At 47.7% G+C, this 21,945-nt stretch carries 21 protein-coding genes; 4 read left to right on the top strand and 17 right to left on the bottom strand.

What is annotated here, in order from left to right; genetic code table 11:
- Positions 1 to 82: 82 nt before the first annotated feature.
- Both cyoE and ACRJJO_RS06590 read left to right on the top strand, forming a co-directional pair.
- Positions 83 to 970 carry a heme o synthase gene (cyoE, locus tag ACRJJO_RS06595; protein WP_431065078.1) on the top strand — a complete coding sequence of 296 codons (888 nt, stop codon included), beginning with the start codon at positions 83 to 85 and terminating at the stop codon, positions 968 to 970.
- A gap of 6 nt (positions 971 to 976) precedes the next feature.
- A complete protein-coding gene (locus ACRJJO_RS06590) occupies positions 977 to 1,969 on the top strand; it encodes a glycosyl transferase family protein (RefSeq protein ID WP_431065077.1) in 993 nt (330 codons plus the stop codon).
- A gap of 284 nt (positions 1,970 to 2,253) precedes the next feature.
- Here ACRJJO_RS06590 and ACRJJO_RS06585 read toward each other — a convergent pair whose 3' ends face one another.
- Entirely contained in the window at positions 2,254 to 2,889 is a 636-nt protein-coding gene (locus tag ACRJJO_RS06585; protein ID WP_431065076.1) for a PilZ domain-containing protein, read from the bottom strand.
- 344 nt (positions 2,890 to 3,233) lie between these two features.
- Here ACRJJO_RS06585 and ACRJJO_RS06580 point away from each other — a divergent pair, with 344 nt between their 5' ends.
- Together ACRJJO_RS06580 and ACRJJO_RS06575 are read left to right on the top strand one after the other, a co-directional pair.
- The gene (locus ACRJJO_RS06580) at positions 3,234 to 3,854 is read left to right on the top strand and encodes a transglycosylase SLT domain-containing protein (protein WP_431065075.1); all 621 of its coding nucleotides are present in this window, start codon (positions 3,234 to 3,236) and stop codon (positions 3,852 to 3,854) included.
- Positions 3,855 to 4,116: 262 nt separating this feature from the next.
- A complete protein-coding gene (locus ACRJJO_RS06575) occupies positions 4,117 to 4,536 on the top strand; it encodes an FKBP-type peptidyl-prolyl cis-trans isomerase (protein WP_404361467.1) in 420 nt (139 codons plus the stop codon).
- 288 nt (positions 4,537 to 4,824) lie between these two features.
- Here ACRJJO_RS06575 and ACRJJO_RS06570 read toward each other — a convergent pair whose 3' ends face one another.
- The 16 genes from ACRJJO_RS06570 to flhB form a co-directional block, all read right to left on the bottom strand.
- A complete protein-coding gene (locus ACRJJO_RS06570) occupies positions 4,825 to 5,202 on the bottom strand; it encodes a DUF2802 domain-containing protein (protein ID WP_431065074.1) in 378 nt (125 codons plus the stop codon).
- A complete protein-coding gene (locus ACRJJO_RS06565; protein WP_017842651.1) occupies positions 5,202 to 5,375 on the bottom strand; it encodes a hypothetical protein in 174 nt (57 codons plus the stop codon). The genes ACRJJO_RS06570 and ACRJJO_RS06565 overlap by 1 nt, the downstream gene beginning before the upstream one ends.
- 57 nt (positions 5,376 to 5,432) lie before the next feature.
- Positions 5,433 to 5,909, bottom strand: a complete 477-nt coding sequence (locus ACRJJO_RS06560; protein WP_014149575.1) for a chemotaxis protein CheW — start codon at positions 5,907 to 5,909, stop codon at positions 5,433 to 5,435.
- 410 nt (positions 5,910 to 6,319) lie between these two features.
- Positions 6,320 to 7,060 (bottom strand): chemotaxis protein CheW, encoded by a 741-nt coding sequence (locus ACRJJO_RS06555; protein WP_431065073.1) that lies wholly within the window; start codon positions 7,058 to 7,060, stop codon positions 6,320 to 6,322.
- The gene (locus ACRJJO_RS06550; protein ID WP_431065072.1) at positions 7,060 to 7,863 is read right to left on the bottom strand and encodes a ParA family protein; all 804 of its coding nucleotides are present in this window, start codon (positions 7,861 to 7,863) and stop codon (positions 7,060 to 7,062) included. Before ACRJJO_RS06550 ends, ACRJJO_RS06555 begins: the two co-directional genes overlap by 1 nt.
- A 142-nt stretch (positions 7,864 to 8,005) precedes the next feature.
- A complete protein-coding gene (motD, locus tag ACRJJO_RS06545; protein ID WP_431065071.1) occupies positions 8,006 to 8,899 on the bottom strand; it encodes a flagellar motor protein MotD in 894 nt (297 codons plus the stop codon).
- Between the two features lie 14 nt (positions 8,900 to 8,913).
- Positions 8,914 to 9,666, bottom strand: coding sequence for a flagellar motor protein (locus tag ACRJJO_RS06540; protein ID WP_431065070.1), 753 nt, complete (start codon positions 9,664 to 9,666; stop codon positions 8,914 to 8,916).
- On the bottom strand, positions 9,666 to 10,769 hold the full coding sequence (locus ACRJJO_RS06535; RefSeq protein ID WP_431065069.1) for a protein-glutamate methylesterase/protein-glutamine glutaminase: 1,104 nt from the start codon (positions 10,767 to 10,769) through the stop codon (positions 9,666 to 9,668). The genes ACRJJO_RS06540 and ACRJJO_RS06535 overlap by 1 nt, the downstream gene beginning before the upstream one ends.
- A 10-nt stretch (positions 10,770 to 10,779) precedes the next feature.
- Entirely contained in the window at positions 10,780 to 13,053 is a 2,274-nt protein-coding gene (locus ACRJJO_RS06530; protein WP_431065068.1) for a chemotaxis protein CheW, read from the bottom strand.
- Between the two features lie 10 nt (positions 13,054 to 13,063).
- Positions 13,064 to 13,789: a protein phosphatase CheZ gene (locus ACRJJO_RS06525; protein ID WP_431065067.1), complete on the bottom strand. Its 726-nt coding sequence runs from the start codon at positions 13,787 to 13,789 to the stop codon at positions 13,064 to 13,066.
- Between the two features lie 15 nt (positions 13,790 to 13,804).
- Complete coding sequence (gene cheY / locus ACRJJO_RS06520; RefSeq protein WP_431065066.1) at positions 13,805 to 14,179, bottom strand: chemotaxis response regulator CheY; 375 nt, start codon at positions 14,177 to 14,179, stop codon at positions 13,805 to 13,807.
- Positions 14,180 to 14,879: 700 nt separating this feature from the next.
- Positions 14,880 to 15,623, bottom strand: coding sequence for an RNA polymerase sigma factor FliA (locus tag ACRJJO_RS06515; protein ID WP_404356833.1), 744 nt, complete (start codon positions 15,621 to 15,623; stop codon positions 14,880 to 14,882).
- Positions 15,620 to 16,453 carry a MinD/ParA family protein gene (locus ACRJJO_RS06510; protein WP_431065065.1) on the bottom strand — a complete coding sequence of 278 codons (834 nt, stop codon included), beginning with the start codon at positions 16,451 to 16,453 and terminating at the stop codon, positions 15,620 to 15,622. The genes ACRJJO_RS06515 and ACRJJO_RS06510 overlap by 4 nt, the downstream gene beginning before the upstream one ends.
- Before the next feature lie 31 nt (positions 16,454 to 16,484).
- The gene (gene flhF, locus ACRJJO_RS06505) at positions 16,485 to 17,939 is read right to left on the bottom strand and encodes a flagellar biosynthesis protein FlhF (RefSeq protein WP_431065064.1); all 1,455 of its coding nucleotides are present in this window, start codon (positions 17,937 to 17,939) and stop codon (positions 16,485 to 16,487) included.
- A 16-nt stretch (positions 17,940 to 17,955) separates the two neighbouring features.
- Positions 17,956 to 20,049 carry a flagellar biosynthesis protein FlhA gene (flhA, locus tag ACRJJO_RS06500; protein WP_431065063.1) on the bottom strand — a complete coding sequence of 698 codons (2,094 nt, stop codon included), beginning with the start codon at positions 20,047 to 20,049 and terminating at the stop codon, positions 17,956 to 17,958.
- Between the two features lie 762 nt (positions 20,050 to 20,811).
- Positions 20,812 to 21,942 (bottom strand): flagellar biosynthesis protein FlhB, encoded by a 1,131-nt coding sequence (gene flhB / locus ACRJJO_RS06495; protein ID WP_431065062.1) that lies wholly within the window; start codon positions 21,940 to 21,942, stop codon positions 20,812 to 20,814.
- Positions 21,943 to 21,945: the final 3 nt, after the last annotated feature.

The following is a 21,945-nucleotide window of genomic DNA, read 5'->3' as shown; positions in this document are numbered from 1 at the left end:
AGGTTAACGCGTCCGACTATTTGATAAATCAATAGTTCACTGTATTCTATAGCTTAATATAAATGTTGGAATATTTTCGATAATGACTAACCCATCCGCCCTGCTCTATTGGCGTGACTATCTTGAACTGTGCAAACCCAAAGTAGTTGCCTTAATCGTTTTTACTGCCGTGGTCGGCATGTTGCTGGCCGTGCCCGGCATACCGCCCATCGATACCTTGATTTACAGCACCGTTGGCATCGGACTCGCCGCCTCGTCCGCAGCGGCGGTTAATCACTATCTTGATCAGAATGCCGATGCCTTAATGGGCAGAACGCAAAACCGCCCATTGCCGAAAGGCTCGTTGCACTCAATGAATGTCATCGTTTTCGCATCGCTTTTGGGCTTGGTGTCGATGCTTATATTGGGCTTTTTGGTTAATCCGCTCACTGCGTTTTTGACCTTATTGTCGCTGATCGGTTATGCAATCATCTATACCGTGTATTTAAAGCGCATGACGCCGCAAAACATCGTGATCGGAGGCGCGGCCGGTGCGGCACCTCCGGTTTTGGGCTGGTGCGCGATGACCGGCGAAGTGCATCCTTATTCGTTACTATTGTTTTTAATCATTTTCGTTTGGACACCTCCGCATTTTTGGGCCCTGGCAATCGCCCGCCGCGAAGAATACGCGAAAGTTAAAATTCCGATGTTGCCAGTCACGCACGGCCCCGAATTCACAAGACTGCAAATATTACTGTATACAGTGCTACTCTTATTGGTGACATTGCTGCCTTATTTAACCGGCATGAGCGGGCTGATTTATCTCTCCGCCGCAGTTCCTCTCGGCCTCGGCTTTGTTTATTATGCGATTTTGATGATGCGCCACAAGGACGACCGAACGGCAATGAAAACCTTCGGTTTTTCCATTATTTATTTGATGCTGATGTTTGCCGCGTTATTAATCGATCATTATGTCGTTATTGGATTGTAATCTGCCATGACAAGACAAGAACATCCTTTCGCTGAATATATCCGCATTCTCGGTAAAGGCAAAAAAGGCTCGCGCCCGCTAACTCGAGAAGAAGCCTATCAAGCGATGAGAATGATTTTGGCCGGCGAAGTGCTGCCCGTGCAATTAGGCGCTTTTTTGATGCTAATGCGGGTTAAAGAAGAAACGCCTGAAGAGTTGGCCGGCTTCATTCAAGCCGCACGCGAAACTTTTAGTCCATTCGGCGAACCTTCTTGCCCCGCCGACTTGGATTGGTCTTCCTACGCCGGCAAACGACGCCACCTCCCCTGGTTTTTGTTGTCGGCATTATTGCTCGCGGAAAATGGCATCAAAGTCTTCATGCATGGCGCCGGCGGCCATACCGCAGGCCGAATTTATACGCACGATGCTCTGAAATACCTCGGCATCGAGCACGCCGCCTCTTTACAAGAAGCGCGACAACAACTCGAAGAGCAAAGCTTCAGTTATTTGCCGCTGGAATACTTCTGCCCGAAACTTCATGAAATCATCGAATTGCGCCCGATCATGGGCTTGCGATCGCCGGTACATACGCTCGCCAGAATGTTGAACCCTTTTAATGCCAAACACAGCATTCAGGCGATTTTTCACCCGGGTTACCGGCCGGTGCATCAAGAAGCCGCTTTGTTATTAAACGACCTTCATGTCGCGGTATTCAAAGGCGAAAGCGGTGAAGTCGAACGTAATCCCGACGCCGATTGCTTAGTGCAAAGCGTTAAGCATGGCGAATTATACGATGAGCAATGGCCGAGAATTTTCGAGCGTCGCCATGTCAAATCCGAAACGCTCGACCCTAAGCAGCTCGCTGCAGTCTGGCAAGGCGATATCGAGGACGAATACGGAGAAGCGGCCGTTATCGGTACCGCGGCGATCGCCTTGAAGCTGATAGGCAAAGCGGACAGTCAAGATTGCGCTATGAATATGGCCGAGGATTTTTGGCGGGGACGCAAGCTGTTTGAATAATCCTAAAAAGAGCAATTGGCTTGTGTTGTAGACCATTCGTGCTGAGCAAAGTCGAAGCATGAACGGCCTACAACACTTTTACCGGCATGGTTAAACCTTAAATTCCCCTCACCCTTCGACAGGGCTCTCCTGAGTAAAGCCGAAGGACTCAGGAATAACGGTAGCTTGATACTCTCAACTGCTCTTTTTAGATTAATGGATTGCAACTCTTTTTTGATTATTCCGCAAATCTGCTTAAACATGAAAAGTTTGAGCAGAGCATCCGCTTGCTGGACTTATTGCAATTACCCTTTAACCACACCCGGGTTATGATGGGAGAATCTCGGAATACCTTCAACAAAGGTTTTTTCCAAGTAATTGTATTCCAAACCTAATAAGGTATTCCCGTCCTGGTAAGTCACCCATACGACCTTAACTTCGCCGAGAAGGTCGAGTCTTTTAAAGTTGAACGCGGCAATTGCCCCAGGCTCCACGTCAATACGCTCCGGTAACGTAACCATTAAGCCGTCTACCGACACATTAATCGTGTTGAAATGGTAATTATGGCCGTTAAGGATTATGAGCCCCGGCGCCTCCAATTTTTTCCTGTAGGCATGCCTTGCATAAAACAAGTTTTCTACATCATGCTCGACATTTCTAAAATCCAACGCCAAATAAATCCGACCGTCGATCATATCGGCTCGAACAATTTCGGCTTCGCCGGCAAGTCGCATTTCATGAAGGTAGATATCGACGATAGGGGATATCTTTACTGTTTTAAACAGATCTTCAACATCATTAATGCGTTCATGATCGTTCAATTCAGCCAAAAGACCGGTGATCGAGATGTTGCTCAAGGTCATCGGAAGTTCAACCCCATCCAGATAAATTAATCCATGGGAAGTTAGTTTTTTCCGATAATGGCGTTTTTCGTATGGCATTGTTAACCTACATTACATTCATTACATTTTTGTACGACTTTCATTATTGAAGATATGGAGCCGAAACATACCAGTCGCTCTTCAAATTTCGGCAGTGCCTTAAAAGGCACCGGCGTGCTCGGTCGATTTTTACTCCTCGCCAGACACACTTCTCACCCTGTTTGATTTCCAAATTAGGAAATGCTGACAATAACCGGAAAATAAACAACTCTATTCTCTATTTCCAAACCGAAAAGGGCAAGCATTATGCTCTTACAATGAAAATTAAATAATGACTAGTGTAGACTATTATTTTTATTTTTCGCTTCGAATCTCGTCTTTCAGAACTTGATTGTCCATTTTTTATGCTGCTATCCATTCGATCGATAAAAATAATTTTAACGGCTATCTCGTTTCTTATTTTACAAGCCTGCACCACTGCCCCGCCAAAAAACACAGAAAACATTTGCGAAACTTTCAGAGAAAAAAGCAACTGGTACAAACACGCCAAAACCTCTTATGAAAAATGGGGGGTCCCAATTCCTGTCCAAATGGCGATCATACATCAAGAATCTCGCTTTGTTGCCGACGCCGCCCCGCCAAGACGGAAATTATTAGGGTTCATACCTTGGTTTAGAAAAAGTAGTGCCTATGGATATGCTCAAGCATTGGACGGTACTTGGGGAGACTACATGAAACATAACCGTCGCTGGAGCGCCGACCGCGAAGACTTTGCCGATGCGGTCGATTTTGTTGGCTGGTACAATCACATGAGCTACAAAAGACTCGGACTAGCTAAATCAAACGCTCGGCAACTATACCTGGCCTATCACGAAGGTCATACGGGATACCGGCGCCGAACGTTTTTACAAAAACCCTGGTTACTAAAAGTTGCCGAAAAAGTCGACCGCAAAGCCCGTGTTTACGATTCGCAATTAAATTCATGCCGGAACGAATTTGAAAGCAAGAGCTGGTTTTTTTGGTAAACTATATCGCTTGTTCACAGTTGCGAACAAGCGGCATCACCGGCAAAAAAGGACAAACCGGTATTGGAGTTAGAAGGCGCTAACCTACTCCCATGGATTAGCTACTTTATTGGGATTAAAAAACAAGCTTTCTTGCTTTTTCTCGCGACTTCTCCAAAAATGGACTCACTTCCTTATAACTCACGACAGGAGGAAAAAATCTGTGACTAAACTGCATATCCGCGTTTTTTCAGTTTTTACCGCTATTATCATAGGATTTACGATGTTCTCAATGGCCAATGCGACCACCCCACAGGAAAATAAAGAAGCAGGCGAAGCCTTTCTTGCCGAAAACGCCAAAAAGGCGGGCATAAAAACCACAGCTAGCGGCCTTCAGTATGAAGTTTTGAACGAAGGAAACGGAGCCACGCCAAATGCCTCCGATAATGTAACCGTTCATTACAAAGGCACCACAATCAGCGGGGAAGAATTCGACAGCTCCTATGGCCGAGGCGAACCCGCCACGTTTCCGTTAAATCGAGTCATTGCCGGCTGGACCGAGGGGCTGCAGTTAATGAAGGAAGGCGCTAAATACCGTTTTTACATACCCTCCGATTTGGCTTATGGCGAACGCGGCGCCGGCCGCGCGATTGGCCCTAATGCCACACTCATATTCGATGTTGAACTGATCAAAGTTCAATAAAGTCAAAACGTTCGTTGTGTTTGCCGACATTCGGAGTAGACGGCTGTATATCAACCCATTATTCATTGGCTATGATTAACTATTTGGGATAATTCATCCAGCACCTAAATAGTAATTATTCACACCCCCCTATCGTTCCCACGCTCCGGCGTGGGAATGAAGACCGAGACGCTCTAGCGTCTCGTAACGCTGGAGCGGTACTCAGGCGTTCCTCGATAGATACATCCCATACCTTTTATTCTTAGACGGTTTTTCAATCAAAAGGGAGTATTATCGCAAACAGAGCCTTTATCTAGCCCCATGCAAACGAATCAATAGCACGGCCTCATCACGACTAATACCGAATTTTTGTATCAATTCAGCCGCATCGGCGCCGCTGCGCACCTTCTGAATGATCGCGTGGTAAGGCTTCGCTTCTTCTTCTCTTTGTTCAAAGTCGTTGATTTTTTCGGTCAACTCCTTGAGTATTTCAGCCGTCTCGGCTAATCGGTTATCGACACCGACCGATGCCGAACATAAACCGACAATATCCAAATTATGATTATTCAGGTGTTCGGCCAAGGCTCGATAGTTGCGTTTAAGCTTAATATGATCGACTGTTAACCATACTAGCAAAATCGACATAACGCTCAGTACGGCAAGACCGGCATATAAAATCTCATTCATCAAACAACTTCGTCAATGTGCTGAGCAGGTCCCGTATCGTCTTGCTGCTCCGATTCAGAACCCTTTTCCTGCTCGTTTTGTTGTTTTTTCTTATCCGGTCGATCTTCGTCATTAGTGACTTTAGCCGGTTTAATAACCGGATATGTCGGTACTATCGGTTGTATTTCGATCATGACCGCCTCTCTTAGCCGCGGCTCAAGGAAGTTGCTGTTTTCAGGTTACGATTAACTTCAAAACATATCCAATTCCGCTTTCTCTTCATCGCTTAAAAACTTATTTAGGTCGACTAGAATCAATAATTCATTATCTCGGCTAGTCACCCCTTGAATATACCTAGAAGTTTCTTCATTGCCGACGTTCGGAGCCGTTTCAATATCTGACGATCTCAGCTCGACGACTTCGGCAACGCTATCGACCAAGATGCCGATAATATGCGATTCAGTTTCGATTATGACAATGCGCGAATTATCGTCGGTCTCCTTCGACATCAAACCAAATCGATTGCGCGTATCGATCACCGTTACGACATTGCCTCGCAAGTTGATGATGCCCAGCACATAAGACGGTGCACCGGGAACCGGAGCGATTTCTGCAACCCGCAGCACTTCCTGCACTTGCATGACATTGATGCCGTACTTTTCATCACCGAGACGAAAAGTTACCCATTGCATCACCGGATTGTTTTGTTTTGTATCGAATTCACTCATTCGCGATCACCGCTTCATTATTCAAAGTTATTATTTTTTGCAAACCGTATCCGCCCAACTACTAACCCTTCACTCTATAAAAAGAATTTTGTCCACGAAAATCACGAAATTTAAAGATTATAGTTACGCACAACGTACCACTCCACAAGCAGCAATTCCCAGTTTGAGCATTCTCACTGGATTTCGAGCGAGGGGTATCCCTGTCGAGGAATGCCGATATCTTCGCTAGCCACACCCCATACCTTCATGAAGTTAGCTAATTTTTGAGTATAAAGGGAGTAAATCCCGTCCTGCCGGTACCTTCGTATTGCGGCTTTTTCCTATCTTTTTTGTCGTCACTGGACGCTGGAGCGTCCAGGGCTGCATTCCCACGCTGGAGCGTGGGAACGATAATCTTTAACCTTTCTTCTTTAACCTTTAACCTTTAACCTTTCTTCTTTTCCCTTTCTTCGCGGCGTCAACTGTTCGACATCGATCACGGCGGTCAATTCCTCGATTACTGTTCCAATCAACCATGGCCGCTGCTTACGATGGGTTCGCCAACGAACTTGCTCGGGACGCACCTTACCAATAGACAAAAGTTCATCGCAAGCCAAGCCCCAATTGCCATCCTGGGTAATTAACATGCTTTTATAAGGCTGCTCAATTAAGTCTCGTTTATTTGCATAACCTTTCCCTAAAATCAATTGCCCGGAATCGAGAATACCGATTTTTCGCTTCTGGTCTTCCAGCAAACCGATAAACCACGAGGGTTGCCCAGGGATTTTAGTGATCGTCTTATCAAATTTAATGGCTCTGGATAATTCAACCAAAGGAGTAGCCAGTATGAGCTGGCCTATTCTAAAAAATAAGGCTTGGAATTCATACTGCGCCCAAGACGGCATAACCGCAAGCGGCATGGTAGGCTTTGGAACCAATTGCAGTTCAACCAAGGCCGACGTCTTGGCAATGGTCTCGCTTTTTTTCTTTATTTTCGATTCGACACGTGCTGTCGGTACGGGCACTTTAGCCTCAGGTGCCGATGGCATAATCACGTCGGCTTCCTCAGTCGGCATTTCCTCCAGCAGGGTTTTTAAATAGCTGTCGAGAGCCAATTCCTGGTGAATAATCTGTGGCTCGATATCCAATTTGTTATCGCTAAGACCCTTCATTAAACTGCCGCCGTTTCTTTGACAGTTTGATTATCATACAATAACAAGCGATCCAGCAAAGCCGAGTAAGCCTCCACGGCTTTCGATTCCGGCCAATAAATCGATAGCGGAATACCTTGTGTGCTGGCATCCCTGATTTTTGTATCGATCGGTATAATCGAATTCCATAGATAATCCGGATATTGCTCTCTCAACACCCTAAGGCTTTCTTGAGCAGCGCGCGTTCGTTTATCGAACATCGTCGGTACAATCGTATATCGAGGCGCATGGGTACGTGATTTATAAACCATATTGAGCGTATGCATCATACGCTCGAGTCCCTTGACGGCTAAAAATTCGGCTAACACCGGCATAATTAATTGCTGACAAGCCGCCAGTGCATTAATCATCAACACACCGAGCATTGGCGGACTATCGATGATGACGTAATCGTAACGATCGGATACCTTGGCTAAGGCATTGTTGACCACCAATCCCATACCGCCCATCGATGCGACTTGTCGGTCCAACGTTGCAATCGCGGTCGCGGCCGGCAACACAAACAAACCGTCGAATTTAGTTTCTACGATATAAGGTTCGGGTCCCGCGTTTTTCTTTTTCAAACTGGCATCATGAAAAAGATTGTATACGCTCGCCTTGACTTCATCGGGATTCATTTTGAAATAACTTGTCAATGCGCCGTGCGGGTCGAGATCGACCAATAATGTACGAAATCCCCAGGAAGACAATAAACCGCCGAGCGTAACGACAGTCGTCGTTTTGCCTACACCGCCTTTCTGATTGGATACCGTCCAGACCTTCATAAAATGCCTTTTAATCTAAATTCATTAGCTAAACCGCAAAAAACTCGGCTCTCGTAGATTTTCCGGTTCCCACGGTCCTCCGTGGAAACCCATACCTAGGAAGCCGGTGCGTTAGGAACGAGGATGGTAATTACCCACACCACTATGGGGAACCTTGAGTATTGTTGATTTCAGCATCGGTAACCGGCGATATATTCAGTAACTTCGCTCTTTCTTTGTCATCCGCGCCGTAACGAGCAAAAGCATGCGACATCAACACCACCGCAACTCTTCTATTTTGAAATCGACCTGCCTCGCTACTGTTATCGGCTATCGGATGAAATTCTCCATAGCCGACCGCCGATAATCGTGACGGCGCTATCCCCTCGTTGACGAATTCTCTTACTACGCTAGTCGCTCGCGCCGAAGACAGTTCCCAATTGGATGGGAATTTAACGGTACTAATCGGGACCGTATCGGTATGCCCTTCGACATTGATGAAATTCGGCATACGTCTGACAATTTCCGAAACTTTTTTCAAAATCGGTAACGCTTTTGGCGATAACTCAGCCTCGCCGCTCGCGAATAACAGTTCGCTATTCATTTCTAGCTCGATCCAAAAGTCATGTTTTTTAACCGCCACCAAATCCTTTTCGATAAATGGCGCCAAGACTTCCGACATTTGTTCGGACGCATCAATCAAATTGCGCCGCTCACGCAGGATATCCTCACTAAGCTCATGCTTTTTTTCAACCTCTTCCAAAGTCGGATGAGGTAGCTCGATCGGCTGAACCGCCATCGGTTCTTCACCGATTTTGATCGGCTGCACCACAGTAAAAGGAGAGCCTTCTCTATCGGAAATCGCCGCTTCCGATTGTCTTTTCGAAAAGGCCTCTCCCAATGAGTCGGACAGTGTTTTATATTTACCCTCGTTGACCGAAGAGATCGAATACATTACGACAAAAAACGCAAATAATAAGGTGATAAAGTCGGCATAGGAAATCAGCCATCGCTCATGATTTTCAGGTTCGGCCAATTCTTTTTTTTTTCGCCGCATCACGCCCCTCCGAGCTAATCCCGGTTTTCGATTAAAAAACCGGATAATTTCAATTCGATATTTTTTGGATTTTCTCCCTCGGCAATCGCTACGATGCCCTCAACCAACAATTCCTTAGCTTGCGACATTATCAATATTTGCATCTTCAATTTGTTTGCAACCGGCAAAAAAATCAAATTGGCAAAGCCAACGCCATAGATCGTCGCAACAAACGCCGTTGCAATGCCGGATCCCAGTAAACCTGGCTCGGCCAGATTTTTCATGACATGAATGAGACCGATCACGGCACCGAGAATACCGATCGTCGGCGAGTAACCGCCCATGGCTTCGAATACTCTAGCCGCCTGTAAATCGCTAAACTCCCGAGTACTAATCTCTAATTCCAAACAATCCCGAATTACTTCCGGTTCGCTACCGTCGACTAATAGCTGCAAACCCTTGATTGCGAACGGATCGATTTCGTTATCGAGAACCGATTCCAGCCCCAGCAGACCTTCTTTTCTGGCCAGCGCGCTCCATTCGACCATTTTGTTAACTTGTTGCTTAAACAATTGTTTCCTTGGCTTGAAGATCCATAAACTGATATTGAGGCCCCGGAAAAATGTCGTCGGCGGAAATTGCAACAATGTAGCACCTATTGTACCGCCCAAAACGATCACTAAGGCCGGTCCATTTAGCAGCGCTTCAGCATGTCCGCCGTCCATTATCGTACCACCGACGATCGCCACGAAACCCAACACAACACCAACGAGACTTAAGTAATCCATTAAGTGATACGGCTTAATTGCCGTCCTATTTCATCGATGCTGTAAACATTATCGGCTAAGCCTGCATCGATAACCGCTTTGGGCATACCGTATATCGTGCAACTTTCCTCGTTTTGCGCCCAAACTATCGAACCGGCTTGTTTCAGTTTACGAGCGCCTTCTTTACCATCCGAGCCCATACCGGTTAAGACCACCGCCAGCACTGCATCGTGAAAATACCGAGCGACTGAAGCCAATGTAATGTCCGCACACGGACTGTAAATTTCTCCGGCTATTTTCGGCCTTAAAACAATCGATTTACGCACGCCGGAGCCTTTGAATTCCAATTGCATTCCTCCTGCCGCAACCAACGCCGTTCCCGGCTCCAAGATATCGCCATCGCGTGCTTCCCTAACCTTGATACGGCATAATTGATCCAACCGCTCTGCAAAACTAGCCGTGAAGTTTTGCGGCATATGTTGAACAATGATCACCGGCAACGGGCATGACTGCGGAACTTGGCTTAACACTTGCTGTATCGCGACAGGACCGCCGGTTGAGGCGGCAATCACCATAATGCGTAATGCGCCGAATTGTTTCGCTGTTTGCTGAATCCCTTGCTTAGCCGGTTTTTCGAGCGTTTTTCCTGCCTGTTCGGTTTTATTCTTAACCAGCGCTCCGCCGCCGCTTCTTGTTTTGCTTTTTCCGGTTTGCAAGGCAACCATGCGTACCCTTCGCCGAAGCAAGCGTTTTGCCGTTTCTCGGTCGGCATCGATCTCATCCAGTCGCTTCGGTAAAAAATCCACTGCACCGGCATGCAAGGCATCCAATGTCGCTTGAGCACCTACCTGGGTCATTGCCGAAAACATCAAAATAGGGGTCGGCGTTTCCGCCATGATGCGCTTAACCGCAGTAATGCCGTCCATCAACGGCATCTCGATATCCATCGTTATGACATCGGGCGCTAAGGCAGCCGTCAACCTAATCGCTTGCAAGCCGTTATTGGCAATACCCACTACTTCAAATTCGGCGTGTCCTTCGCTATCTTTCGACTCCTCAAGTATTTCTTTGATTCTTTTACAAATGAATCCGGAATCGTCGACTATCAATACCTTAACGGCCATGAACTTCTAATTAGCTTGCATATCGCTTCATTAAACCGGGCACGTCGAGAATCAGTGCGATGCGCCCGTCACCGGTGATCGTCGCACCAGAAAGTCCATCCAAGCCTTGCAATTTCGCACCCAAAGCTTTAATAACAACTTCTTCCTGACCAATTAATTGGTCCACGACAAAACCGACTTGACGCCCACCGGCATTGACCACGACGACATGCGCAGAAGCTTGTTTATTTAGCACATAATTCGGATCCTGCACGAGCCATTCGCCAAGATAAAATAGCGGTAAGGCTTTGTTTCGAACCATGACGACCTGCTGTCCGTCTACGACATTAGTCACACGCAGATCCAGATCGAGAATTTCCATCACGCTACCCAACGGTAATGCGAAGGCTTGATCGGCTAGCTTGACCATCAATGTAGGCATGATCGCTAGCGTCAAAGGTACTTTGATGGTAATCGTGGTACCGATGCCTTCCTTTGAATCAACCTCGACCGCACCGTTCATTTGAGAAATGCGGGTCTTTACAACATCCATACCGACACCCCGCCCCGAAACATCGGAAATCTCGGCTTTGGTCGAAAATCCGGGCATAAAAATTAAATTAAAACATTCGCGTTGATCCAGTCGAGCGGCGGTATCGGCATCCATTAAACCCTTTTCGACGACCTTGGCCCGCAAAGCATTGGCATTCATGCCCTTGCCATCATCCTTTATCGATAACTCGATATGATCGCCTTGCTGCGAAGCGGTCAACAAGACGACGCCTTCGGCCGGCTTACCTGCCGCAGTCCGCTCTTCCGGGCTTTCGATACCGTGATCGACCGAATTTCTCACTAAATGCACCAACGGGTCCGCCAAAGCCTCGACTAAGTTCTTATCGAGATCGGTTTCTTCTCCAACCAATTCCAGTCTAATTTGTTTATTGAGACTACGCGCCAAATCCCGGACTACACGTGGAAATCGACCGAATACTTTTTTAATCGGCTGCATTCGGGTTTTCATGACCGCTAGTTGCAGATCAGCTGTCACAACATCGAGATTAGCAATTGCCTTGGCCATCTGATCATCGCTATCGGATGCTGATCTAAGCGTCTGAAAACGATTTCTAACCAAAACCAATTCGCCGACCATGTTCATGATATCGTCGAGTACCTGAGTATCGACCCGAACGGTGGGCTCGATTTGCGGGGCTCCTGAAGAGGCTGCTTTTGAAGCGGCGGGCTTTTGATCTTTAGTGTCATGCTGCTCTATTGAATTAGCAGCGGACGACGACTTAGTAGCAGGCGACGGCTTGTTTTTGTTACCGGGAACAAATTCGGCGACAGGTTTCTTTTCCGGCGCCTTATTAGGTGCTTGATCGCCGGTTTCGGCAACTACTGAAGGGTTGAACTTCCCTTTACCATGCAATTGATCGAGCAAATTTTCGAATTCGTCTTCGGTAATTTCATCGGAATCCGAAGTCGCCGGCACCGATTTTTTGGCGGGCATCGATACCTTTTCGGCGTTTTCCGATTCGACTCCTGCATTCGATGCGGTTTCGCTTCGATCGGATTTGGGCGATGTCGGCGAACCGCCTTTGCCATGTAATGCATCGAGTAGTTGCTCGAATTCATCTTCGGTAATTTCATCGGCTGCTGAAGCCGGTTGCGATTCGCCTTGCGTTATTTTAGGGGCGGTCGGCGAAGCTCCTTTACCATGCAAGGTATCGAGCAATTGCTCGAACTCTTCCTCGGTGATTTCATCGGAGTTTGAACTATCGTCAATACCAGCCGATTCCTCGTCGGCTATATTCAGCATCGATTCGAATTCTTTCTCGACAATATCGATTTCATCGGCGGAGGCAATAGGCGATGGCTCTTGTTCTTGCTCTTTCGCGCCCCTTTGTTCGGTCGCTTTGCCGGGAGACGTAAAAGCCTGAAGTTTGTTCAGTAATGCCGGCGATGCCGGTTCAGGTTCATGTCCGGCACGAATCTGGCCGAACATTTCGTTAACAATATCCAGCACCTGAAGCACGACATCCATTAATTTAGGGTCGACTTTTCTATCGCCTTGTCGAAGCACATTAAAGACATCTTCAGCTTTATGGCAAATTTCAACCAGGGGGTCTATCGCTAAAAATCCGGCACCTCCTTTGACGGTATGAAAACCTCTAAATATGGCATTGAGTAAATCGTAATCATTGGGCATCTGCTCGAGTTGAACCAACTGCTCGCCCAATAATTCAATTATTTCACCGGATTCGACTAGAAAATCCTGTAAAATTTCGTCGTCCAGATCAATCGCCATAATTCAATCCTCAAAAACCCAAGCTGGATAGCAAGTCGTCAACATCGTCTTGGCTAGTCGCCACCTCGTCTTTTTTATCGTCAACACCGGGCACGACCGGTCCTGGTAATTCGACGCTTGACATGCCCGTCTCTTTCGAAGCCGCTTTAACGCTTGATAAACGGATTAAATCGACCATGCCATTTTCCAAGTCTTCGACCATTGCTATTACCCGCCGGATGATTTGTCCGGTAATGTCTTGAAAACCTTGAGCCATTAAAATATCGTTGAGCCCGTTTTGCATAATTTCAAGCGATTTAACAGACTCATTAAAATACTCGGTAATTTCCTGACTCATGTCTTTGAATTCTTCGAAAGGCATTTTTCGAATCAAAAAACGTTCCCAGTTTTCGGCGAGTCTTGTGGCTTGTTCGTTGAGCATTCGCGCAACCGGGACGATATCTTCGACAACGGTCAAGGTTTGATCGGCAGCTTGTTCGGTCATCGTAATGACATAACGCAATCGTTCCTTCGCATCCGGAATTTCCTGCGCGGCAATCTCGGTGATTTTTGAATCCACGGAAAAATGCACCATGGCATCGTGCAATTGCCGGGTTAATCGACCCACTTCAATAAACAGCTGGCTTTCGCGGATTCCGGCTATTTCATCGAGAATTCTGTCGGCCGTTTTCTCGTCTCCTTCTTCTAATGCCTTAAGCAGGTCTTTAACCTGACTGAGGCGATCTTTATCGGTCATTAAATCCCCTCAGACTTAGCTGTCTATGCGTTCAAAGATTTTTTCGATTTTTTCTTTGAGCGTCGCGGCGGTAAACGGCTTGATGATATATCCATTGACGCCGGCTTGAGCCGCCATAATAATTTGCTCGCGCTTAGCTTCGGCCGTTACCATTAAAACCGGCAGCGTGGCAAGATCCGGGTCGGATCGAACGGCTTTTAGCAAATCCAATCCGGACATGCCAGGCATATTCCAGTCGGTCACTAGAAAATCGATGCCACCGGCTTTTAGTCTCGGCAGAGCGGTTTTACCGTCATCGGCTTCGGCCGTATTTGTAAAACCCAAGTCCCTCAGTAAGTTTTTTATAATACGTCTCATCGTTGAAAAATCATCCACAATGAGAATTTTCATATTTTTATCCAAGGATAGTCTCCAACCCACTCAACTTAATAAATAAAACTTTTTAACGTTTGATGCTACGCATCACATATCTTTTTTGATAGCACGGCCAACCCCCATCACGCTCTTTCCCAAGCTCCAGCTCTCATCGTTATACATAAGTCAAAAATTACTGTTTTGCAATCCTAGCTAATGAGGCTTCGATACCATTTTTTGTCGCCCAACGTTCCCGACTTTCCCTCACCTAACGCTAGGTGAGGGAAAGTCACTGATGTTCAATATCCGCAGATTTATCAAACAGCACCGTTTCCAGGTATACGACGAACTCTGTTTAGCAAGTTTACCGATACTTGTGTATAACGGCGAGAGCTCCAGCTTGGGAAACACACTCCGGAAGCGCCAGCTTCCTGAGACCGACACAACCTCCGCACATTCTCAATCAACCCTGACTCGCTCGTTCAATCTTCCTTGACTGTCGGGAAGCTAGAGTTTCCTGAACGAAACTATTCAGCCCCCCGGCAATTATCGTTCCCACGCTGGGGCGTGGAAACGATAGGGGTGTGAATAATTACTACTGAACAGGTTACCCAAGCTCTAACTTGGGTAACAGCACAAAATATTTAGGACCAAACGAAACATTCGGGATGGGTTACATAACCCTTCCCGCAAAAGATCTACGATGAGTATAACGTTCATACCTGCAAAGCCTAATTCAAACGCCATTATCATGGCCTTCACGCCAGTCCGCAAGTCTCGCTCGCAATCTCAACATGGCCTGACTGCTGATCTGACTGACGCGGGACTCGCTAATATTTAAAATTTGGCCGATTTCGCGTAAATTTAATTCATCGACGTAATACAGAGAAACCACGAGCTGTTCGCGCTCGGGCAAACTTCGAATCGCCTCGATTAAAGCCTGATTGAATTTTTCTCGGCTTAATCGGTTCAACGGATCGTTTTTTAACGGCTGATCATCGTAAAAAGCCGCATCGCCTTCTTCGGACAACTCCTCGACGCTCAAGGTACGACAGCATTGCGTGTCTTGCAATATGCGTCCATATTCGTCGGCACTGATCCCCAAATACTCGGCGACTTCTCCATCGCTGGCATCGCGGCCGGTCTTGCTTTCGATATGTCTTATCGCATCAGTCACCATGCGCGCTTTTTTATGAACGGAACGCGGGGTCCAATCGGATCGTCGAACTTCGTCGAGCATTGCACCACGAATGCGAATACCGGCATACGTGTCGAAACTGGCGCCTTGCGAGGCATCAAAATGCTTGATCGCATCCAACAAGCCGATCATTCCGGATTGAATCAAATCCTCGACCAACACAGTTTCGGGCAATTTAGCCAATAAATGATAGGCAATGCGTTTAACTAAAGGCACATGCCGTAGTACCAGGTCTTCTTTTTCACCCGATTGCACCGACGCATACATGGCCGCTCCCTTCATGCAACATCCTTTTGTGCGCCGTATTGGATCATACGTTCGATAAAGAACTCAAGATAACCACCCGCATGTCCTTTGATCGGCCAACTATTTATTTGTCTTGCCACATTTTTCAAGGCCAGAGAGGCTTTACTGCGAGGATAGGCAGCGATGACCGGGCTTTGTTGCTGAACGGCTTTACGTAAATATTCATCATAAGGTACCGCACCTGCAAACTGTAACGTCACATCCAGATAACGGTCGGTGACTTTCGTCAATTTTTGAAAAAGATTCTGGCCTTGCTGGGCACTTTGAACCATGTTGGTCAAAATATGGAAGCGGCTCAAACCGTAATCACGATTTAAGAGTTTAATGAAGGCATAGGCATCGGTTAAAGAAGTCGGCTCGTCGCACACGACAACAATGACTTCCTGGCAAGCACGGGCAAAATTAATAACGCTGGACGATATGCCCGCCGCCGTATCGACAATCAGTACATCCAAATCCTGATCGATATCGCTAAATGCCCGAATGACTGCGGCTTGTTCGACCGTCGACAAATCAGACATATGCTGCAAGCCAGACGAAGCTGGAATCACTTGCAACCCGGACGGCCCGGTCACGATAATTTCGTTCAATGTTTTTTCACCTTTCAATACATGCGAAAGATTGAATTTCGGATACATACCCAGCAGCACGTCGACATTGGCAAGCCCCATATCGGCATCGAGCAAGGCAACTCGCTTGCCTTGTTCGGCCAATGCCAAACCCAAGTTTACCGATAAATTTGTTTTCCCAACGCCGCCTTTACCGCTAGTGACTGCGATGACCCGAACGGGATTCGTTTTATTCATTCTTCTGATTCCGGCTGCCTGATCGAATGGATTATGCATAACCTTGCGCCACCCAGTCGTCATAATCAAGTATCGCATTATAATCGCTTTCTTGATCCGACTCTGCTGCGCACTGCTCAATTAATTGCTTGGCCGAGGCCACATGCAGGTCCTCGGGTACTTGTTGTCCATCGGTAACATAAGATAGCGGCATGCGCTGTTCGATTAATGCCGATATTGCCGCCCCCTTGGTCGCTGCTTCGTCAAGTTTAGTCAATATGCCTGCTTCAGGCTGAAAAATTTGAAAGGCTTGAATAATCTCTTTCATCGCTTTGTATTGCGTCGCAGCAGACATCACCAAATAAGGTCGAATGCGTAGGTCATCGTGCTGTAACGTTTGGATTTGCTCGGCCAAGCGTTGGTCGCGCTGACTCATTCCGGCGGTATCGATCAAAATAAGACGCTTATCGGCAAAGCCGTCGATCAAATTTCGCAGTTGCTCGGCATCGGCCGCCACGCGAACGGGCACATCGAGAATCCGGCCGTAGGTATTGAGTTGATCATGCGCGGCAATACGATAATTATCGGTCGTGATCAACGCGACCTGTCTCGGCCCATGTTTCAGAATGAAGCGTGCCGCCAATTTGGCGATCGTCGTAGTCTTGCCGACGCCGGTCGGGCCCACCAACGCGGCGATTCCACCATAATCCAAAAGCGCATCATTATAGACAGGCAGCACGTTAACCAACATTTCCTGAGCTTTTTTGAAAGCCGGCTCGATGGTTTGATAATTACTCAAGCGACCGGCGACTTTCATACTCAAATTTTTGGCGATCCCCATATCGACCAAACGATGCAACAATTCGACCCGCACCGGATTGCTTTGACTGTTTTGCCTCCAACCGATTTCCGACAGGCGGCTATTCATCGTCATCTTCAGCGATTTCAATTCCTGAAACATGTCTTTGATAAGCTGATCGTTCGCACTGTTTTCGCGGGCGACCGGAACGGACTCTTCGACCCGCGCCGACATCACCGTTTTCTCATGAACCGCAGGTACCGGCTCGTCGGGAATTTCCTCTATTTTTGCCGATACAGCCGGCACTGGCTTCTTTACCGGATCGGGCTGCAAACGACGCGGACGATTTATTTGCATTTTTTCCGCATAACCCAAATATTCGTCAAAATCCCGACGCAACGAACGCGGAGGTACCGAGCCGTCCGCTCCTTTTTTTCGAGTGCTGCTAATAATCTGTGCCGATTTGTTTTCAGCCGCAAAATCCTGTAACGGGGGCTGTTTGACTTCGGGGTTTTGAGCTTTCCGCTCAGCCGCATCCTTTTGCAATTTATTATGAATGAGTTGCTCGTCAAAATCGCGAGCAGCGACGATTTCCACGCCGCCATCGACCGAGCGATTAGACATGATGACCGCATCGGCACCCAATTCATCTTTAACCATGCGCATCGCTTGGCGAATGTCCGATGCAAAAAAACGTTTGATTTTCATTGTACTACCCCGTCAATTAGGCGCGTTGTCCAACCGTGGAAACCACTCTTATTTGGCGATCCTCAGGTATTTCATTGTAAGCTAATACATGCAAGCCTGAAATCGAATGACGGACGAAGCGAGCCAACCAGGGACGAACAAAGGACGAAACCAATAAAACCGGCACCTGTCCTTCCATTTCCATTTTTTGAGCACTCTCTTCCAGCGACCGATGCATTTGCTCGGCCAGTCCCGGCTCGATGCCGACACCGCCTTCACCCGCCGTCTGTAATGATTTATGCAACAATCGTTCCAACTCTGAATCCAAGGTAATAACCGGCAATTCCTGCTGTATCCCACTGATTTCATAAACGATTGATCGCCCAAGTGCCACACGGACCGCCGAGGTCAATATATCGGGATCTTGACTCTTGACGCCGAACTCCGCCAAAGTTTCGGCAATCGTACGAATATCCCTAATCGATACATGCTCTTGCAGTAAATTTTGCAACACCTTGACCACAACACCCAACGGCAATGTTTTTGGCACCAGATCCTCGACCAGTTTCGGGGCGACTTTCGCAAGATTATCGAGTAACTGTTGCGCTTCTTCGTAGCCGAATAATTCATGAGAGTTGCTTTGCAGTAAATGACTCAAATGCGTGGCAATGACAGTACCGGGATCGACGACGGTATAGCCCAACGTTTGCGCATGATCTTTCTGACCCGCATCGATCCAAACCGCCTCCAGACCGAATGCCGGATCGCGACATTCCCGGCCTTTCAACGAACCGAATACTTGACCGGGATTAATCGCCAATTCCAATTCGGGAAATATCTCCGCCTCGCCCATTGTTACGCCCATTAAAGTGATGCGATACATCGTCGGCGACAAATCCAGATTATCGCGAATATGCACCGTAGGCACTAAAAAGCCCAACTCTTGCGACAACTTTTTACGCACACCTTTGATCCGCGTCATCAGCTGCCCTCCTTGATTTTTGTCGACCAATGGAATCAAGCGGTAGCCGACTTCCAAGCCGATGATATCGACCGGCATCACATCATCCCAACCCAATTCCTTGACCTCCGGTATGGTTTGGCGAACATCGAGCTCCCGCTTGGTTTCGATACTGGCCAATACCTTCTGACGCCTGTCAATCATATAAGCAGAACCGGCCATCGAACCGGCCAGCAGAATGAATACCAAATTCGGCATGCCCGGAATTATGCCCAAAGTCCCCATTACACCGGCGGTGATATACAAGACTTTGGAATTTTCGAAAAGCTGCGCACTAACTTGTTGACCAATATCCTCGGTACCGCCTTTTACGCGCGTTACTACGATCGCCGACGCACTCGATAGCAATAGCGAAGGAATTTGAGCGACCAAACCGTCACCGATGGTCAACAATACATAGATTTCGCCGGCTTCCGCGAAACTCATCCCATGCTGACCGACGCCGATCGCGAGTCCGCCGATGATATTGACGAATAAAATAATGATACCGGCAACCGCATCGCCTCTGACGAACTTGCTGGCACCATCCATCGAGCCGTAAAAATCGGCCTCAGCTGCCACCTCGGCACGCCGCTCACGCGCCTGATCTTGAGTAATCAATCCGGAATTGAGATCGGCATCGATCGCCATTTGTTTGCCCGGCATCGCGTCCAATGTAAACCGTGCGCCTACTTCAGCAACCCGACCCGCACCCTTTGTCACCACGACGAAATTGATCACAACCAAGATCAAAAAAACCACTAAGCCCACCGCGAAATTACCGCCGATTACAAACGAACCAAACGCTTCGATCACCTTACCCGCCGCCGCACCGCCTTGATGCCCCTCAAGTAAGACAATTCGTGTCGATGCCACGTTTAATGCCAGCCTCAATAAAGTCGCCACCAATATCACCGTTGGAAACACCGAAAACTCCAACGGATTCAGCATATAAATGACGACCAGCAGAATAATCAGCGAAAAAGCAATATTGAACGTGAAAAACAAATCCAACAAAAATGGCGGTAACGGCAGGACCACCATCGCCAAAATCATGATGATCAGCAGCGGCGCGCCGAGTCCGGAGCCGCTTATCATTTTTAAGGTGTTTAAAATTCGGGTAAGATCCATGTTTTAGTCTTGGTAATAACTCTCGGCGTAAATAAATATTGATAGCGGCAAGCAGGAGCCAAAGGTTGGCAACCCCGGTTAAGCCGGATTAGATGTGGCATTTGCTTGGCTGAATAAGCATTTAAGGATTTGGTCATAAATAACTTCCCTATTTTTGGAGGGTTCGGTTGCTCGATTGGCAGGTGTCGGCGGCAGGCCAGATTTTTGCTCCTCGGCAATTGCTCCTGCATTGCTCTAATACACGCCATCCATGGCGTAATGCAAAATCTGCATTCACCGCCGTCAAGCCTACATGGAAGTATTCACCCAGCACCTAAATTCCATAGTCCGCTGGCTATGGTTAACTATACCTTTCACACTTCAAATTTCGGCAGTGCCCGAGGAGGCGACTGGGTGTCCGATAAAGGCTTTGCCAGCATGGAGCTGGCATAGAGCCTACATGGACGTATTCACGGCGTCCTGTCAAGCGAGTCACCGAACCCTCGACAAGCTAATAGCCCCATTTTCGCAAAAGCCTAAGGAAACACTTATCCAGTGGCTTCCTGGCCGGGGTGCTCAATCGCCTTCGAACCGCAGAGCGGTTCGGGCTGCATTCCCACGCAGTGCGTGGGAACGATGAAAGGGCTTGTGTTAGCGTTGGCGGTGCTGCCATGGTACGCATAGCGTACCCTACGTGACTCACCCTTCACCCTTCACCCTTCACCCTTCACCTTTCACCTTTCACCGCTATCTGCTAACCGCTGTCTGCTTACCAGCCCCCAACTACTCTTTTCGAAACTCCTCAGGAATCGGCAAATCTTGCGGCGGCAACGGCTCGTCCCAACCGTAAGCCTTGGCTGTTTTTAACTGATACACATAGGCCAGCACCTGCGCGACCGCCAAAAACAGGCCTTGCGGAATCTCCTGTTTCAAATCAGTGGAGTAATACAAAGCACGCGCCAAAGGCGGTGCAACCAATAGCGGCACATTCGCACCGGCTGCCAAATTACGAATTTGGGCCGCAATCAGATCGGTACCTTTAGCAATGACCTTCGGCGCAGAAGACGAGTTTTGATCGTATTGCAATGCCACGGCAAAATGCGTCGGGTTGGTAACAATGACATCGGCATAAGGGACTTCCTCCATCATGCGCCGTTGCGACATTTCCATTTGTATTCTGCGCTGACGCCCTTTGATTTCCGGATTACCTTGAGACTCCTTCATTTCGTCACGCACTTCCTGGCGAGTCATTTTTAACTTTTCATGATGATCCCAGAGTTGATAAGGTAGATCGACCATCACGATTAAAATCAATGACGCACTCAACACCAAAAAACCGAGACCGATATGAAACAAGGCATGCTGAACAGCCTGCCCCAAGGGCTCCGCACTCAACCCGAGAAACTCGTTCAAAAACGACTTATATAAGATCATTGCAACGCCGAACACCAACAAAAACTTGATCAGCGCCTTCAACAACTCGATCAACCCTTGTTTCGAAAACAAACGAACCAACCCCTTGATCGGGTCGAGTTTTTCCAGCTTCGGCGTCAACGCTTCCCAACTGAACACCCATCCGCTCAGAATTAAAGGCCCAATCAACGCCGCGACAACCAAAACCGCCAAAAACGGCGAGATAAGCCAGAAGGCATCGAGCAAGGCCTGCTTAAAAAATTTAATTGGGCTTTCGGGCGCGAAAATAACTTCCCTGCTCAATTGAAACTGGGTTTGCATGATCTCGATCATACCTTGCCCGATGTATCCGCCCATGAATAACAGTAATACCGAGCTGGTGACCAGCATCACTAAAGTATTAAGCTCCCTGGACCTTGCGACTTGACCTTTCTTTCGAGCATCGGCAAGCCGCTTCGCCGTGGGTTCTTCTGTTTTATCCTGACCGGTATCTTCTGCCATATC

This window comes from Methylotuvimicrobium sp. (genome assembly GCF_050611805.1).
GTDB lineage: Bacteria > Pseudomonadota > Gammaproteobacteria > Methylococcales > Methylomonadaceae > Methylotuvimicrobium.
The sequence above is the reverse complement of the archived record's forward strand: the minus strand, read 5'-3'. Positions and strand labels throughout refer to the sequence as shown.